Raw genomic sequence first — 16,988 nt, forward strand, 5'->3', positions numbered from 1 at the left:
ACCCCGCTGTTTTATTAGGGTATTATTTTGAAAAACTACTTGTTATTACTGGTACTACTGCCTTTCCTCAGCGCCTGTAGCAGTGTCCCGACCAGCAACACCACTGCACCGCTGCCGCCTACGATTATTTTAATCTCTATCGATGGCGCCCATCCCAGCTATCTGCAGCGTTACCCCAGCCCCCATCTGAATGCGCTGGCCCGGGCAGGCCTGGTGGCGGATGCGCTGCAGCCGGTGTTTCCCAGTAAAACTTTTCCCAACCATTACTCACTGGTGACTGGCCTGCACCCCGAGAATCATGGCGTGATTGATAATGGCATGTACGATCCTGAATTTGATGCCCGCTTTACCATGAGCGATAAAGAGGAAGTCGGTAACGCCCGCTGGTGGGGCGGTGAGCCGATTTGGGTCACCGCTGAACAACAAGGCCAGGTAGCCGCCACCTACTTTTTCCCTGGCTCTGAGGCCGCAATTAAAGGGGTACGTCCAAGCTACTGGTTCCCCTACGATGGTGATGTTTCCAACCGACAGCGGGTAGAGACCGTATTAGAGTGGCTGCAATTGCCAGTTGCCGAGCGACCGCGCATCATCACGCTGTACTTTAGCGATGTCGACTCTATGGGCCATATGCATGGTCCCAACTCCAATCAGGTACGTCAGGCCATGCAGGACATTGATGCAGAAATTGGCTATCTGGTAGCTGGACTGACCGAGCTGGGGCTGCTTGAGCAGGTGGATTTGCTCATCACCTCGGATCACGGCATGGCTGAAGTGGATCAAACCAGGCATATTGTCATTGATCAGGCCTTCGACCCGGAGTTGGCTCACTATGTACGCTATTCCCGCGAGTTGGTGAGTATATTTCCAAAAGACGGGCAAAAAGAGGTGATTTACCAGCAACTGAAAGCAAACCTGCCACCGCAGGCCCGCTTGCTGCGCAAATCCGAGATGCCGGAGCGTTTTCATTTTCAAAACCATCGCCGCATTGCTCCCTTGCATGTACTGGCCGAGATTGACTGGATCCTGGTACGACGCAGTTGGCTGCCCGATATGATCAAGGCCCCTACCTACCGTGAGCCACGCGGCAGCCATGGCTACGACAATAAAGAGCCCGCAATGCAAGCCTTGCTCATCGCCCATGGTCCCAGCTTTAAAACACACACCCGGATAGAGCAGGTACGAATGGTGGATTTGTACCAGGTGATGACGGAAATTTTAGGGCTTACGCCGGCGCCGCACGATGGCGACCCGGCCGTGATCCCACTGTTGCTTCGTAGCGAATAGCTAGAGCCCCAAATACCAGGTAGCAATGGAAAAATAAATCAGCACGCCCGCGACATCGGCAATCGAGGTGATCAGCGGGCCACTGGCTGTGGCCGGGTCCAGGTTAAAACGACTGAGCAAAAACGGCAGCGACATACCAATCAGACTGCCGGCAATCACCACCAGTGTCATGGTAGCAGCCACCACCAAGGCAATATCGTAGCCGCCACGCCACCAGCCAATGGAGGCGACTGCCAGCGCCATGGTTACCCCTAGTAAAGTGGAAATCACGATTTCCCGCCCCAGCATCCGGCCCCAGTCTTTTAACGCCACATCACCAGTTGCCAGTGCCCGCACCATTAGGGTACCGGCCTGAGCTCCGGCATTACCACTACTGGCAATTAACAAGGGCAGGAAAAACAGCAACACCAGGTAACTGGAAATGGTCTCTTCGTAATAAGCAATGCCGGCACCGGAAAACAGGTTGCCAAATACCAGCAGTACCAGCCAGCCCACCCGCTTGCGGTACAGCAGGTTAATAGCCGCATCTTTCACGCTGCTGTCCAGCTTGCCGATGGTGGCCGTTTTGTGAAAGTCTTCGGTGGCTTCTTCGGCCGCTACGTCCATCGCATCATCGTAGGTGACAATACCGACCAGCTGCATCTCCTGATTGACAATGGGCAAGGCCAGCAAGTCGTATTTTGAAATCAGTACCGAGACTTCTTCCTGCGGCATATCGACCTGGCCAAAAATCGGCTCGTAGGTCATCAGCTCGTGAATTTGCATGCCCACAGGGGCCAGGATCAGCTCTTTTAATGAAATTACCCCAATTAAACGGCGCTCTTTATCCACCACATAGGACTGATAAATGGTTTCTTTATCCGGTGCCTCTTTGCGCAACACTTCAATGGCTTCTCGCACCGTCAGATCGGGGGCTAGTGAGGCATAATCCGACGTCATCACCGCACCAGCTGTACCTTCCTCATAGGAAGCCAGTAAACGCAAATCATCGCGCTCAGCCTGTGCCAATGCGGGCAACAAGGTTTCCTGTTGTTCTTCGGTTAGGCGGTTAAACAAGTCAGCCCGCTCATCCGACGACATTTGCCGGATGATGGGTGAAAGTTTGCGCCGACTGATGGAAATAGCCAGGGTCACCTGGGTTTCAGGTGGCAGGTAGCCAAAAACCTCGGCCTGCTCGGCCCGGGGCAAAGTGGACAGCAGCTCCCACACGGATTGTGGTTCAAACTCGCCAAAGGCGGCAGCCAAATCAGCCGGGTGGATGTCCTCAAACTGCTCACGCAGTTCATACAGGCTGTCTGACTCCAGCGCCAGACGAATGGTATTTACTAAAACCGGCAGTTCCATGATGCCCCCTTACAACGTGATCTGTCAGCTCCGGTAAGGGGTTGGTGAGTGAAATCAGCTTACCGGAAGGCTGTGGTAAAAGTTAGGAAATGTCATCAGGCCAGGCCTGCAACTGGGTACGTCCATCGCTGGAATGTGCTCCGCACAAGGTATCTAAACACCTGCTTATTTTAGTGCCTAACGGCAGTTAGCACAACCACCTAGCAGTTGAAGTTATTGAGCCCCCTATTCTTTTTCCAGCCGCTGCTTGCTAAGATAGCTGCATTCCCCCAAGGAGAAGATGGCATGGTACAGACTGAGCTGCACGCATCCGATACAGTCCCTTTAGCCGACTGGTGGCAACCACGCCGTCTGAGCGAGCAAGGCTGCTGGCACCTTGGCATTGGTCCTTTGTCGATTTATCTGGAGCGCATGCCTGGTGAATGGCTGGTAGGCCATCAACGCCACCCGGACACTGAGCTGTTGCATCAGGTGGTGCAAATGCCGCTGGATGGACGACCAGACACTATCTCCTTTCAACGCTATGTGTTTCGCAAAGCGCCGCTCGATTTCCGACTGCAACCAAGATTAATGGACAGACCTGTGGTGGTAAAAACCCGCCAGCCGGTGCTGATCCCGCCTGGCGAAAGCATCGACTTTTACATCAGCACCCCCCTGTGTGTGCGCTTGCTGCTTGGCAACGATATTCAATTGCAGGAATGGCCGGTACTGCGTTTATCTGATACCTGGTTTGGCCCCTCCACTCGCATTGGAGAGCTTTGCTACGCCGCCAAAACCCATGCCCGCCATAGCCTGGATGAAGTGCCGCTTCGTCCCCACCGTGCAGTCACCCCTCTGACCATCAGCAATCAGGACAAAACCATTCTGAGTATCGATAAAGTCAGTTTGCCGGTGCCGCTGTTGTCGCTGTTTGCCCGGAGCGACCATACCCTCTGGACAGAGGCGGTGACCCTGGTGCATCAAGCAGATCAACCCTTGGCCAAGCTGAAAATTGAACGCAAGTTACCATTAGGCATCAAGGCTGCTCAGCGTATCACTGAGCCAAGAGAACTGGCAGAAAAAAACGCCTTGGTGCGAGCTTTTGCCGGCATCTTCAGCGATTAACAGGAGTAAGTAATGGACATCGTACTGCAATGGCTGGAGCATCATCACGTAGTGACAGGTTTGCGGGCTGCTCTGTTGTTTTTTACCGGCTTGTTGGTGGCCCATCTGTTAGCCAGGCTTACCATTCGGCTAAGTAAAAATCTGACGCCCCACCATCAGGTACTATTAAAACGCCTGGTGTACTGGCTGGTGCTGTCCTTATTTCTGGCGTCGGTGCTTAAAGAGCTGGGCTTTAGCTTAGGCGTATTGCTGGGCGCCGCCGGTGTGCTGACCGTCGCTATTGGCTTTGCCTCACAAACCTCAGCATCGAATCTGATCAGCGGCTTGTTTTTAATTGGCGAAAAACCTTTCCAGCTAGGAGACGTGATCAAGGTGGGCGAAACCACGGGTGAAGTGCTGTCCATCGACTTACTCTCAGTGAAACTCCGTACCTTTGATAACTTATTTGTTCGCATCCCGAATGAAAGCCTGATTAAGTCACAAATGACCAATCTGACCCGCTTTCCCATCCGGCGCTTTGATTTACAGCTAGGTGTCGCCTATAAAGAAAGTATCAAACAGGTTCGAGAGCTGTTGATGACAGTGGCAGATGCCAATCCACTGTGCCTGGACGAGCCATCACCTTTATTCGTTTTCAATGGCTTTGGCGATTCCAGCCTGAACATTCAATTTTCAGTCTGGACCAAGCGGGAAAACTTCCGTGACTTACGCAACAGCCTGCAGGAAGAGGTAAAAAATGCATTTGATGCCGCCGGTATTGAAATTCCGTTCCCACACCGCTCTTTGTATGCCGGCAGCGAAACCGCACCTTTTCCAATTACCATTGTTCCGGCCAAAGCAGACAAAGCAGACAAAGCAGGTGATGATGCCGATATCAGCCCCTGAGCCAAGAAAGGGGTCTGTATGCGGGGGCTAACTCTGCTGAGTGGGGCTTGCCTGCTCGCCAGTGCGGTGCAGGCCAGTGACTGCCAACTGCTGGAAAATACCGATGCATTGCCCGAGCGGGGCGATATTCGTATCCGCTCCATTGATTTTGATGCCAGCAATGTGTTCGATCTGAACGAGCCGGGCACCTTCTGGCTGCATCGCTTTGCCAACTACAGCCACATCATCACCCGGGAAGATACGCTGCAACAGGACTTATTATTTGCTGAGGGCGATAAACTTAGCCTGGCCGAGCTTGAAGAGACCGAGCGCTTATTGCGAAGCCGGCGCTATCTACGTGAAGCCAAAGTCAGTATCAGCCATTACTGCAGCGAATCGCATCAGGTGGATGTGCTGGTTGAAAGCTGGGACAACTGGTCCTTATTACCAAAAATTGATTTCAAACACGAAGGCGGAGTCTCCCAATACTCCATCGGTATTGCCGAGGATAATCTGCTGGGTACCGGTAATCAGTTGCAGCTCGATTACGCCAAAGACAGTGAGCGAACCGGCTATTTGCTAAGCTTCGCTTCCCCCAATATGTTTGGCAGCCATTGGAGCAGCGCGCTGCAGTACGCAGATAATTCCGATGGCGAAAGCTATTTGTTAGCGGTTGAACGCCCCTTTTATCGTATCAGCTCCCCCTGGGCCATGGGCTTTGAGCTGGAAAAACACAAAGAAGAACTACGGGAATACCAGCGAGGAGAAGAAAGCAACCGCTACGACAGCAAACGGAACTGGCTACAAAGCTATCTTGGTTTTAGCTTGTATGCCAGCACCTACAGCGCACAACGGCTGCTGCTGGGACTTCGGCTGCATGAGCAGCAATTTGCCAGCAATCTGGATACCCAGAATGGCTTACCGCTTGATCGGGATTTATCCGCGCTCTGGCTGGAGTATCAATGGCTGCAGTCCGATTACCAAAAGCTGTATCAAATCAATCAGTTCAACCGGACTGAAGACATTAATTTTGGCTGGCAATGGACGCTGCAGCTGGCACGCCTCACCGATTGGCTGGGTGCTGATGCCAATGGCTGGCAACTAAGCAGTCGGCTGGAGAAAAACTGGACCATCAAACCTGGCAGCTGGCTGCTGACAGAACATCACTTCAAGCAGCAATGGCAAAGTGATGAGCCTTCCCGTCGCGAGCTTAGCAGTCACTGGTTATTGGTGCACCACCTGACCGACCAAAGCAGCCTGGCAGCCCGCTTTCATCTGGAGCTTGGCCGGGAAATGTATCGGGATGAACTGCATCAATTGGGCGGTGATAATGGCATGCGGGCCTATCCGCTTTATTTTCAACGTGGCCAAAAGCTTTGGGTAGCCAGCGGCGAGTACCGTTACTACACACCCTGGTCTATTTTACGGTTGTTTGATGTTGGTTTTGCCGGCTTTGTCGATGCAGGCCGGGCCTGGGACGATCCCTGGCAAAGCAGTGAAGCCAGCGATCAACTGCTGTTTGGCGTTGGGGGGGGTGTTCGACTGCTCTCCAAATACTCCAGCCGCGGTACCATGGTGCATCTGGATTTGGCCAAACCGCTGCGTAGCGAGCCAGGGCTGGATAGCTGGCAGTTTCGCGCTATGGCCAAGCGTCGTTTTTAAGTCAGCTCTGACAACTTTGGCAAAACACCGTGCTGCGTTGTCCTAACCGGATCTCCGCTAACTCTGCGCCACAACGCAAACACGGCAGGCCGCCCCGGCCATACACCAACAACTCCTGTTTAAAATAGCCAGGCTTGCCATCGGACTGGCTAAAATCACGCAGCGTAGTGCCGCCCTGCGCAATGGCTTGTGCCAGGGTTTGCTTAACCTCCTGCACCAGACGCTCGCATTCGTGTATAGACAAAGACTTAGCCGGACGGCTTGGCAAAATACCCGCTTTAAACAAGGCTTCATTGGCGTAGATATTGCCCACCCCAACCACCACCTTGTTGTCCATCAGCACCAGCTTGATGGCGCTGCTGCGCTTTTGTGCCTGCTGCCACAGCAGCTGTGCATCAAAGAGCTCGGTCAGCGGTTCTGGGCCAAGTGCCTGCAGCATTGGGTGCGGTTCATCCTTGGCTTGCCACAGCACAGCACCAAAACGCCGGGTATCATTGAGTCGCAGCAACTGACCACTGCCGAGCACAAAGTCAACATGATCATGCTTACCGGCGACCGTGCTTTGCGGCAACACTTTCAAGTGCCCGGACATACCAAGATGCAGCAAGATACTGCCTTGTGGCAGTTCAATCAGCAAATACTTAGCACGGCGTGTCACACCCAGGATGGGTTCATCCTTTAGTGCCAATACATCATCCGGTATCGGCCAGCGCAGCTGACGCTGACGTACCACCACCCGCTGCAACAGTTGACCAGCTAAATGGGGGCGAATACCAAGACAGGAGACTTCTACTTCAGGCAATTCAGGCATTAACGAAACTCCGCCGGAAATAACAACTCGGCTTCAGCCGCACGAATGGGATAATACAAACGACGATGCGAAGGGCTTAAATAAAACTGCTGATCGGACAAAGACAGGACCCAGATTATCGGTTCCCCCTGACCAGCAAGCACCAGTTGAGCCTGGGTTAACGGCTCCGGTAAGGGTGACACGCTGCGCTCACCATCGGCCAGCAATTGCTGCTGCCAGATGGCTATAGTGCGATCTACCAAAGGCTGCAGATCCGACCGGGCCGGCACCAGCTGCCAACCTTGTGGTGAACGGCTGATACGCACACTGGCAAACTCAATGCTCAGCAGTTGTTGCTCGCCCAGTAAGCTGGTATTGCGGTGCTTTAAATCCGCCAACCGCTGTGGTGTGCCATACAGCAAAAACATCAGCAATAGCACGGCAAAAATCAGTACATTATTCCAGGCACGACGGGAAAGTTTTGGCAACATGAAAAAAACCTGCCTGATGGTGAATAACGAAAAGTCTACCACAGCCAATCATACTTCAGCTAACAGCAACAAATTGCAGGCAGAAAAAAACCCGGCCAGGCCGGGTTCTTTCAGAACGTTTGATTACTTGATTTTCGCTTCTTTGAAAATCACGTGCTTACGCACTTTAGGATCAAACTTTTTGATTTCCATCTTCTCAGGCATGGTACGCTTGTTCTTCGTGGTGGTGTAGAAGAAACCAGTGCCAGCAGATGATACTAAACGAATTTTATCGCGCATCGTCGTAATCCTTAAACTTTCAGACCTTTGGCACGCAGATCAGCCAAAACTGAATCGATGCCATTCTTATCAATAATACGCATGCCTTTGGTAGACAGGCGCAGTTTGACGAAACGATTTTCACTTTCAACCCAGAAACGGTGCGTTTGCAGGTTAGGCAGGAAACGGCGCTTGGTTGCGTTGTTGGCATGAGACCTGTTATTACCAGTAATAGGTCGTTTGCCGGTCACTTGGCATACTTTTGACATGTCGTATCTCTCCAAAAAATAACTGCTTGCTCGAGCGTTTTATCTGCCTTCTGGCCAAGGAAGGCGGCTCTGAAAACGTAAGAGGGCGCAATTTATACACGAAAGGTGGTCCGAATTCAAGCAAATTCATCCGTGAACCGCTCGTTTGCAGCAATTTAGTACGATCGCAGATCCTTGAGGGGATCCAGCTAGATCCAACCCCGCTCAGCAAAGGACACCACCTCGCCATCACCAACCACCAGATGATCGAGCACCCGGATATCCACCAACTGCAGCGCCTGCTGGATCCGACTGGTAATGCTGCGATCCGCCCTGCTCGGTTCAGCCACGCCGGATGGGTGGTTGTGAGCCAGGATCAGCGCGGCGGCATTGTACTTTAATGCCTGTTGCACCACCACCCGCGGATACACCGGCGAGGCATCGATGGTGCCATAAAACAATGGCTCGGATTTAAGCAAGCGGTGCTGGTTGTCCAGATACAGCACCTGAAAAACTTCCCTGCTCTCGTGATGAAGTTGCTGGCTTAGATAGCGTTTCACCAACGAAGGCTCGGTAAAGACGGCTTCGTGCTGCAGGCTCTGCTGCAAACAGCGCTGGCTTAGCTCCATCACCGCCTGCAGCTGTACGTACTTGGCCATGCCCAGCCCTTTGCCTTCACAAAAACGCGGCAGCGGTGCCTGCATCAGGGCTTTCAGCGAGCCAAAATCTGCCAGTAAGCTGCGCGCCAGTTCTACCGCCGACATCCCCGGCAAGCCAGTGCGCAAAAAGATCGCCAGTAATTCGGCATCCGATAAGGCAGTAGCTCCACGTTGTAGTAACTTTTCTCTGGGCCGCTCTTCGGCTGGCCAGTCCCTGATTGCCATGCTTCCTCCTTGTGTGAAATGCGTCTTTAGCAGCTGAAGTCAGGGGTCGTTTCATGCTATCTTTAGCCCAGTTTCAGCCAACGGACTTCACAGCATGCAAACTACTCTCAGCGGCCAGCGGATCTTACTGGGCATCAGCGGCGGCATCGCCGCGTACAAAAGTGCCGATCTGATCCGGCGTTTAAAAGAGCGCGGTGCCGAAGTACGGGTGATCCTGACCGAAGGCGGCAGCCACTTTATTACCCCGCTTACTTTGCAGGCTCTGTCTGGCAACCCGGTCAGCTCCAGCCTGCTGGACCCAGCGGCAGAAGCAGCCATGGGCCATATTGAGCTGGCGAAATGGGCCAGCTGCATTCTGATAGCGCCGGCCAGCGCCGATCTGATTGCCCGGCTGGCCCATGGCCTCGCCAATGACTTACTGACCACCTGTGTACTGGCTAGCAGTGCTCCAGTCATGGTTGCGCCAGCCATGAACCAGCAGATGTATAAAAATAGCGCAACACAGCACAATATAGCAACACTGAAAGAACGAAAATTTCACATCGCAGGACCGGCGGCAGGTGAACAAGCCTGTGGTGATGTCGGCCCGGGCCGGATGTTGGAGCCATTAGAGCTGGTCGCAGCTTTAGAGCAGCTGCAAGCGCCAGTGCTACCCGCCTTGCATGGAAAGACGATTTTGATCACTGCAGGCCCCACCCGCGAGGCCATCGATCCGGTGCGCTTTTTAAGCAACCACAGCTCCGGCAAGATGGGCTTTGCACTAGCCGAAGCCGCCGCCAAAGCCGGCGCCAAAGTGCAGCTGGTCACCGGGCCGGTTAATCTGGCAACCCCTGCCGGGGTCGAGCGCATTGACGTACAATCGGCGCAGCAGATGCACACAGCGGTGATGCAGCGCGCCAGTGCGGCCGACATTTTTATTGGCTGCGCCGCCGTTGCCGATTACCGGGTGGCCGAAGTCGCCGAGCAGAAAATGAAAAAGACCAGCAGCAACGATGAGCTGACACTGACACTGGTTAAAAACCCGGACATCATTGCCGATGTGGCGGCCCTGACCTATCAGCGCCCTTTCACCGTTGGCTTTGCTGCAGAAACCGAAAATCTGGCCAGCTATGCCAAGGACAAACTGCAGCGCAAAAAGCTGGATCTGATTTGTGCCAACGATGTGTCATCAAAAGAGCAGGGGTTTCACAGCGAACATAATGCCATCACCGCCTACTGGCAAGCGGGTGAACTCGCGCTGGAGCGCCAGCCTAAAACTGCGTTGGCTGCAGCCATTCTGGAGCTGATTGCTCAGCGTATTCAGCAACAACAGCCTTTACCTTAACGGAACTACACTAGCACCATGAAAAAAGCCATTGATTTGAAAATTCTCGACCCGCGCATTGGCAGCGAGTTTCCACTACCCGCTTACGCCACGCCAGGCTCTGCCGGCCTGGATCTGCGCGCTTTGCTCGATAGCGCCATCACGCTGGAGCCTGGCCAGACCGAGCTCATCCCAACCGGCCTCGCCATCCATATTGGCGACCCTAATCTCTGTGCCACCATTTTGCCACGCTCTGGCCTTGGCCATAAGCACGGTATTGTGCTGGGCAATCTGGTGGGGTTGATTGACTCGGATTATCAGGGCCAGTTGATGGTGTCGGTATGGAACCGCGGCCACAGCAGCTTTACCATTGAGCCTGGTGAGCGCATGGCGCAACTGGTGTTTGTGCCTGTGGTACAGGCGGAGTTTAATCTGGTGGAAAGTTTTGACGAAAGCGCGCGCGGCGAAGGTGGTTTTGGCCACTCAGGGCGTAGCTAGTCAGGGCGTAGAGAGTAAATAGAACGAACACGAAGGCCGGCTTTGGGTCTTCGTGTCAGCCCCAAAACCGGCTGTAAAGCGCACTGCCCCAGACCAAAGCAACCAATACCAGGCTTAAAAACACCGCCGCCGAGCCCATATCCTTGGCCCGGCCCGATAACTCGTGCCGCTCCAGGCTGACCCGATCGGTCAGGGTTTCAATCGCAGAGTTCAAAAGCTCAACAATCAGTACCAGACACCAGACGCCAATCAACAGCACAAACTGCAGAAAACTCTGCGCCAGCCAGGCTGCCAGAGGCACCGACAGGATCGCCAACACGGCTTCCTGGCGAAACGCCGCTTCATGCCGCCAGGTGGCAGCAAAGCCCTGCATCGAGCATTTGGCCGCTTTGATCACCCGGCCCAGTCCCTGACCATTTGGTTTTTCCATGGCTTTCCCTTGAAAAAGTCTGCTCTGACGCAGTGCTGTAAGCCTTAATCGGACTCAGCTTACAGCGCCCAGATGAACACCGAATGACAGTGCAAACAACCGCTTACGCCACACCGTATTCAGCGCGATAGGCCTGTACCGCGGTCAGGTGCTCTGCCATTTGCGGTTGATCGGCCAGGTAACTGATCAAGTCGGTCAGGTTAATGATGGAAATCACCTTAGTAGTAAAGTCGCGCTCTACTTCCTGAATCGCCGACAACTCAGCCTTGCCGCGCTCTTGCCGGTCCAGCGCAATCAGCACGCCCGTTAAGGTAGCACCAGCGGAAGCGATGATCTGCATCGACTCACGAATGGCGGTACCAGCGGTGATGACATCGTCTACCAGCATCACCCGGCCCTGCAAAGGGGCGCCAACCAGGCTGCCACCTTCACCATGGGTTTTGGCTTCTTTGCGGTTAAAGCAGTACGGCAGGTCGCGCTGGTAATGATCGGCCAGCGCCACAGCCGTGGTGGTGGCAATCGGAATGCCTTTGTAGGCCGGGCCAAACAGCAGATCGAATTCGATGCCACTGTCCTGCAGCGCCGCAGCATAAAAGCGGCCCAGCTTGGCTAGATCGCCGCCGGTATTAAACAAACCGGCATTGAAGAAGTACGGGCTGATGCGGCCGGACTTTAAGGTAAACTGGCCAAACTTCAGCACCTGACGCGACAGGGCAAATTCAATAAACTCACGCTGAAAGTCTTTCATCCCAAGCTCCTTACGCCAGCACCCGCTTTTGCTCATCAACGATATCGCGAATGGCGTGACGCGCCAGCTCCATCATTTCCTGCATTTCATCAAAACTAAATGGCTCGGTTTCAGCCGTGCCTTGCACTTCAATGATTTTGCCGGTTTCCGTCATCACCACATTCATATCGGTTTCGGCATTGGAGTCTTCGTCGTAATCCAGATCGGCCACTGCAGTGCCTTTATAAACGCCAACCGAGACCGCAGCCACCATGTATTTTAGTGGATTGGTTTTGATGATGCCTTTAGCCCGCATAAAGTTCAGCGCATCCACCAGAGCGACACAAGCACCGGTAATTGAAGCCGTGCGGGTGCCGCCATCGGCCTGGATCACATCACAATCGATGGTGATGGTATTCTCACCCAGCAGCTTTAAATCCACCGCCGTGCGCAGGGCACGGCCAATCAGCCGCTGAATTTCCATGGTGCGACCACCTTGCTTGCCACGAGCGGCCTCACGATCATTACGGGTATGGGTCGCACGTGGCAACATGCCATATTCAGCCGTTACCCAGCCTTTGCCCTGGCCTTTCATAAAACGCGGCACCCCTTCCACCACACTGGCAGTACAAATTACTTTGGTGTGGCCAAACTCCACCAGCACCGAGCCTTCGGCATGGGCGGTAAACTGGCGGGTAAAGGTTAAAGGGCGGATCTGACTGGCGGTTCGGCCGCTGGGACGCATGGCATCTCTCCTGCTGGATGTAATCGTCGATAAGTTGTAGTGCTATTATACCGAATGCCGGTCAAGTTGCACCTAAGCTGACAGCACGACTTGCATTCAGGTATACTGGCGTTTTCAGCTCCGATTGGAAACCAGCCCATGATCCACAGCATGACCGCCTTCGCCCGTCACGACATTCAAGCCAACTGGGGCAATGCCCAGTGGGAAATCCGCTCGGTCAATCAGCGCTACCTGGAAACCTTTTTCCGTTTGCCAGAACAGTTTCGCAGTCTGGAAACCAAATTGCGCGAAACCCTGCGCCAGCAGCTGCAGCGCGGTAAAATCGAAGTCAGCCTGCGCTACAGCATCAACGAAGCCGTTACCGAGCTGCAAATCAACCAGCAACTGGCCAGCCAATTGATTAACCATGCCAATGCGCTGCAAAGTCAGGCCAACGGTGCTCAGCTCAATATTATGGACGTACTGCGCTGGCCAGGCGTGATGGATACCCCTCAGGCCGATTTGGATGCAGTGCAAAGTGACTTGCTCGAAGGCTTCCAACTGGCACTGAATGACTTTATCGCCAGTCGGGCGCGCGAAGGCAAAGCCATGGCCGAGCTGATTGAAAACCGCTTAAGCCAAATCAGCGAACACGTTACCACTGTGCGCGCCCACCTGCCCGTTGCCATGCAATGGCAGCGCGATCGCATCACCAACCGGTTAAAAGACATTCAAAGCGAGCTGGACCAAAGCCGGCTGGAGCAGGAAATGGCCTTTTTGGCACAAAAATCCGATGTAGCCGAAGAGCTGGATAGGCTGGAAGCCCATATCAAAGAAAGCCGCCATACGCTAAAAAAAGGCGGCGCCTGCGGCCGGCGTTTGGATTTTATGATGCAGGAGTTCAACCGCGAGGCCAACACTCTGTCGTCCAAGTCCATTAGCACCGAGATCACCAATGCTGCGGTGGAGCTTAAGGTATTGATTGAACAGATGCGGGAGCAGATTCAGAATATTGAGTAATATCTACCGGCATCCATAAAAGCACATTACAAAATAAATATCAACAACTTAAGGTAAACCATAGTCCACACAAATCCACCTTCACCCACCGAAAGCCAAGCATAACTGGTGGGTAAAGTGGTGAGTATGCTAGACTATTTCAGATGGTCATTGGTGGGTAAAATCACCTGCGTGTAACTGACTGATTTGAGAGGGACTATGGGTAGCCTTACTGCAAAGAAAGTTGAATCCTTAATAAAGGGTAAGCCTGGCCGGTACGCGGATGGTGAAGGCCTTTATTTATGCGTACCCAAATCGGGTAAATCATTTTGGTTTCTGCGATATACCGCTAGCGGCAAACGTCGGGAAATGACACTAGGCCAGTGTGCCCATATGTCATTGTCTGAAGCGCGAGCCGAGGCGGTGACGCAAAAAAAGCATCTGGTGGTGGAAAAAGTAGATCCACTGTTTCTGAAACAGCGCGCCAAGCAGCATAAACTGCACACCGTCGATGACTTATTTGCCGAATGGCACAAAGGCAATGTTAAACGGCTGAAGCACCACAACATCCCGGAACGGGTTTACCGCAAAGACATCGCGCCGCATATTGGTACTGCCGCCCCCAGCAAAGTGGTAGCGCGGGACATTCAGTACATTATCGAAACCATCACCGACTCTGGCCGGCCAACCATCGCTAACGATGCCCTGCTCTACTTAAAGCAACTGTTTAACCACGGCATAAAGCTGGATGTGGTGGGTGCCAACCCAGCCAGCGCCTTTACGGTCAGCGATGCTGGTGGCGTAGAGCAAAGCAAGGATCGGGCGCTCAACATGGCAGAACTAACACGCGTGTTTGAAGTTTTTCGGGAAAATAAGGATAGTTTTGCCAGAGAGAACTACCTGGCCTGTGCACTGCTGCTCACGCTGGGCGTGCGCAAAAGCGAGCTTACAGAAGCCAGTTGGCAAGAGATCGATTTAGAGGTGGGAGTGTGGGAGTTGCCAAAAGAGCGCAGCAAATCCGGTGTGGGCATCAGTATCCCACTGCCAGAGTTATGCATCGATTGGTTTAAAGAATTGCAGATCAGGGCTGCAGGGTCGCCCTACGTGTTTCCCAACCGGCGCAGCAGCAAACGCCCGTTCATGGGGCCGGATACCCTGAATCGAGCCATCACCAAGCTGTTCGGCCATGAGGCCGGCAAAAAGAAACAGCCACCCAACAAAATGGGTGATATCGCACACTTTACCGTGCACGACCTGCGCCGCACCTGCCGTACCCTGCTGGCACAACTGGGCGTACCTGGCCATGTGGCAGAGCGGTGCTTAAACCATAAGCTTAGAGGCGTTGAAGGCATTTACAATCAGCATGATTATTTTGAGGAGCGGAGAGAAGCACTAGCACTTTTAGCTGATAAACTGGAATCCATAATTATCGTATAGGAATCTCAGGCCCTGTGCGTGTTGCTAAGTTATAGGTGCCAAGTTCAGCCAACATGGTAAAACTGCTTAATTGCCGGCATAACCGACTGCTATTGTTAAATAGCATCAGTCCAAAAACAGCTACAGGCCATTTGAATAGCTTGGTTATCTGCTCCGCTAGTGCGTAGCTGTTTTAGCAGTATCAATGACTTACATGTGTTTATAGATCCCACTTCTGTTTGCAAATGCCAACAAGTCGTTGCTGACGCAGCTCTAATACTTCTTGAGTCCACTCTTTCTCTTGCAGTACCTGTGAGGTTAAAGCAAAAGATGTTACACCAGAGCGACCAGTAAAATACGCCGACTTCTTTCGCTCAAAATCATAGTTCGACGCATAAGAGTTTCTGCTTTGCGTTAGTGGTACTAAATTCGCTAACTTGTGCACCCAAACGAATCTATCTAAAACGTCCGGGAACCATCTGACCCACTCTGAGTCGGGGCTAACAGTCTGCGGTAGCACATGCTCAATGGTCAGAATGTTGTGGGTGTATGATGCCACCCCATCGGTAACAAAAGAATCCAGTCGTAGGATTAGGTAATTTCTGCGCCTTGCCGTAAGCGTGTATACATCATCCTTGAGGGCAGTGACAAATGCATCTTTTTCAGAAGACGTTAGTTCTATCGATGTTAGGCTTGTACTATGCGTTGCTTCGATTTCAGCCAATACTTTGGCGTAACGATCAATACGTTGATTTATATTGGCGGCACAAATGTGCATCTGCGCGGCTAAACGCTCTAGTTTAGTAACGAACTGCAATACAGCAGCTGAGTTTTTACCGTGTTTAGCCAGGTAACTAATGGCAACCGGGATCCAGTCAGAGTTATCAATACGGTTTAGCCAGGTAAAAAGCTGATTAATGTCACCCGCATTTTCTGATGATTCATAATTAGCAAACTTCGCATCCATGTAAGCGTTGGCATAAGGTTCGATAACTTTATCAATTAGCTCTTCGGCAGAAACCACTTTGGCTAACACATACTCTTTGAACTCTTCCAGCAAAGCACGTTTAGCCTTTGACTTGGCGTAGATCATTCGAATAAAACCAAGCAGGTCATTTAACCCGTCCCGGCCAACATCTACTTCAATTTCTTCCCAGCGATCGTTAAAACCAGCACGCTTCGACTCCGCTATTTTCCCTATAGCTTCGGCTTTAATAATGTCACTGGGCAATAAATCCATACCACGATTATTAAGCACCGAAAACACCCGGAAAGCCGATTGCTGGCTGGGTGTTGAAACCACAACCAGAAAGCATCTGGTCATTAAAAACATGCCAAAATCAATCAACATGTCTTCAGTAGTAAACTTACTTCGCAGCTTGCTCAACAAGAAAATAGCATTAGCTTTGATGTTCTGTTGTGACTCATTTTCAAGTTGCGCATTATCAAGTTGTGCCAACCCATCAAAGTCTAATTTTTGCACCATATTGGCAAAAAAATCGCGGTCACGCAAACGCAGAGCCAAGCGTGGTTTGGCTGATATCCCCTGCAGCTTCTTACCGGGCTCCTGAATATAAGCAAAACACTCTTCCCTATTCTCACCGCTCAATAATGACGTCAGCGCAGCAATCATGATGGTGAGGGTTGTAAGGCGTTGCTGGCCGTCAATCACTTGCGAATGGGGGGCATTTTCCGACTTAATCAGTACTATACTGCCAAGAAAATAACTATCTTCCTTTTCATGCCGATAAAAATCGTAAAGATCGTCAAACAACTCGCCAGCCTGCTCAGTTGTCCAGGCATAAGGGCGCTGATACGGCGGTATCTCATAATCAAAGTCTGAGCTAAAAATTTTGCCCAATGGGTACTCTGCACCGGTAATTTTCTTACTCATGTAACGTCCTTATAAAGTACATACTTTTTCCTGAGCTTTTAAAAAGCGTAATGGCGAAAAAGCCACCA

General features: G+C 52.4%; 18 protein-coding genes. 8 read left to right on the forward strand and 10 right to left on the reverse strand.

The window, feature by feature from the left end:
* Nucleotides 1-27 precede the first annotated feature (27 nt).
* A complete protein-coding gene (locus ABC502_RS18155; protein WP_345916871.1) occupies nt 28-1,284 on the forward strand; it encodes an ectonucleotide pyrophosphatase/phosphodiesterase in 1,257 nt (418 codons plus the stop codon).
* Here ABC502_RS18155 and mgtE read toward each other — a convergent pair whose 3' ends face one another.
* Nucleotides 1,285-2,628 (reverse strand): magnesium transporter, encoded by a 1,344-nt coding sequence (mgtE, locus tag ABC502_RS18160; protein WP_345916872.1) that lies wholly within the window; start codon nt 2,626-2,628, stop codon nt 1,285-1,287. It abuts the gene before it with no gap.
* Nucleotides 2,629-2,913: 285 nt separating this feature from the next.
* On the opposite strand from mgtE, the gene ABC502_RS18165 reads away from it, so the two are divergent.
* Genes ABC502_RS18165 through ABC502_RS18175 form a run of 3 tightly spaced genes read left to right on the forward strand, consistent with a single transcriptional unit; the run spans nt 2,914 to nt 6,258 of the window.
* A complete protein-coding gene (locus ABC502_RS18165) occupies nt 2,914-3,732 on the forward strand; it encodes a hypothetical protein (RefSeq protein WP_345916873.1) in 819 nt (272 codons plus the stop codon).
* A gap of 12 nt (nt 3,733-3,744) precedes the next feature.
* Entirely contained in the window at nt 3,745-4,617 is an 873-nt protein-coding gene (locus ABC502_RS18170; protein ID WP_345916874.1) for a mechanosensitive ion channel family protein, read from the forward strand.
* Between the two features lie 18 nt (nt 4,618-4,635).
* Nucleotides 4,636-6,258, forward strand: a complete 1,623-nt coding sequence (locus ABC502_RS18175) for a BamA/TamA family outer membrane protein (RefSeq protein WP_345916875.1) — start codon at nt 4,636-4,638, stop codon at nt 6,256-6,258.
* 1 nt (nt 6,259) lies between these two features.
* Here the strand turns inward: ABC502_RS18175 and mutM are convergent, their stop codons facing one another.
* From mutM to radC, 5 genes are all read right to left on the reverse strand, one after another.
* Nucleotides 6,260-7,069, reverse strand: coding sequence for a bifunctional DNA-formamidopyrimidine glycosylase/DNA-(apurinic or apyrimidinic site) lyase (gene mutM / locus ABC502_RS18180; RefSeq protein ID WP_330087220.1), 810 nt, complete (start codon nt 7,067-7,069; stop codon nt 6,260-6,262).
* The gene (locus ABC502_RS18185; RefSeq protein WP_330087219.1) at nt 7,069-7,539 is read right to left on the reverse strand and encodes a hypothetical protein; all 471 of its coding nucleotides are present in this window, start codon (nt 7,537-7,539) and stop codon (nt 7,069-7,071) included. The genes mutM and ABC502_RS18185 overlap by 1 nt, the downstream gene beginning before the upstream one ends.
* Nucleotides 7,540-7,662: 123 nt before the next feature.
* Nucleotides 7,663-7,818 (reverse strand): 50S ribosomal protein L33, encoded by a 156-nt coding sequence (rpmG, locus tag ABC502_RS18190; protein WP_008219722.1) that lies wholly within the window; start codon nt 7,816-7,818, stop codon nt 7,663-7,665.
* Nucleotides 7,819-7,829: 11 nt separating this feature from the next.
* On the reverse strand, nt 7,830-8,066 hold the full coding sequence (gene rpmB, locus ABC502_RS18195) for a 50S ribosomal protein L28 (RefSeq protein ID WP_091339331.1): 237 nt from the start codon (nt 8,064-8,066) through the stop codon (nt 7,830-7,832).
* A 188-nt stretch (nt 8,067-8,254) separates the two neighbouring features.
* The gene (radC, locus tag ABC502_RS18200) at nt 8,255-8,929 is read right to left on the reverse strand and encodes a DNA repair protein RadC (protein ID WP_330087218.1); all 675 of its coding nucleotides are present in this window, start codon (nt 8,927-8,929) and stop codon (nt 8,255-8,257) included.
* Nucleotides 8,930-9,023: 94 nt separating this feature from the next.
* Here radC and coaBC point away from each other — a divergent pair, with 94 nt between their 5' ends.
* Nucleotides 9,024-10,253, forward strand: a complete 1,230-nt coding sequence (coaBC, locus tag ABC502_RS18205) for a bifunctional phosphopantothenoylcysteine decarboxylase/phosphopantothenate--cysteine ligase CoaBC (RefSeq protein ID WP_345916876.1) — start codon at nt 9,024-9,026, stop codon at nt 10,251-10,253.
* A gap of 18 nt (nt 10,254-10,271) precedes the next feature.
* On the forward strand, nt 10,272-10,730 hold the full coding sequence (dut, locus tag ABC502_RS18210) for a dUTP diphosphatase (protein WP_305943695.1): 459 nt from the start codon (nt 10,272-10,274) through the stop codon (nt 10,728-10,730).
* A gap of 55 nt (nt 10,731-10,785) precedes the next feature.
* Here the strand turns inward: dut and ABC502_RS18215 are convergent, their stop codons facing one another.
* From ABC502_RS18215 to rph, 3 genes are all read right to left on the reverse strand, one after another.
* Entirely contained in the window at nt 10,786-11,160 is a 375-nt protein-coding gene (locus tag ABC502_RS18215) for a diacylglycerol kinase (protein ID WP_330128888.1), read from the reverse strand.
* A gap of 103 nt (nt 11,161-11,263) precedes the next feature.
* On the reverse strand, nt 11,264-11,908 hold the full coding sequence (pyrE, locus tag ABC502_RS18220; protein WP_345916877.1) for an orotate phosphoribosyltransferase: 645 nt from the start codon (nt 11,906-11,908) through the stop codon (nt 11,264-11,266).
* Between the two features lie 10 nt (nt 11,909-11,918).
* Nucleotides 11,919-12,632: a ribonuclease PH gene (rph, locus tag ABC502_RS18225; RefSeq protein ID WP_345916878.1), complete on the reverse strand. Its 714-nt coding sequence runs from the start codon at nt 12,630-12,632 to the stop codon at nt 11,919-11,921.
* Between the two features lie 138 nt (nt 12,633-12,770).
* On the opposite strand from rph, the gene ABC502_RS18230 reads away from it, so the two are divergent.
* Both ABC502_RS18230 and ABC502_RS18235 read left to right on the forward strand, forming a co-directional pair.
* Nucleotides 12,771-13,631 carry a YicC/YloC family endoribonuclease gene (locus ABC502_RS18230; protein WP_330087212.1) on the forward strand — a complete coding sequence of 287 codons (861 nt, stop codon included), beginning with the start codon at nt 12,771-12,773 and terminating at the stop codon, nt 13,629-13,631.
* 198 nt (nt 13,632-13,829) lie between these two features.
* The gene (locus ABC502_RS18235) at nt 13,830-15,047 is read left to right on the forward strand and encodes a tyrosine-type recombinase/integrase (protein WP_345916879.1); all 1,218 of its coding nucleotides are present in this window, start codon (nt 13,830-13,832) and stop codon (nt 15,045-15,047) included.
* Between the two features lie 199 nt (nt 15,048-15,246).
* On the opposite strand, the gene ABC502_RS18240 is transcribed toward ABC502_RS18235, so the two are convergent.
* Nucleotides 15,247-16,920: a DUF262 domain-containing protein gene (locus ABC502_RS18240; protein ID WP_345916880.1), complete on the reverse strand. Its 1,674-nt coding sequence runs from the start codon at nt 16,918-16,920 to the stop codon at nt 15,247-15,249.
* Nucleotides 16,921-16,988: the final 68 nt, after the last annotated feature.

It is taken from the genome of Alkalimonas sp. NCh-2 (assembly GCF_039631345.1).
Taxonomy (GTDB): Bacteria; Pseudomonadota; Gammaproteobacteria; order Enterobacterales; family Alteromonadaceae; genus Alkalimonas; species Alkalimonas mucilaginosa.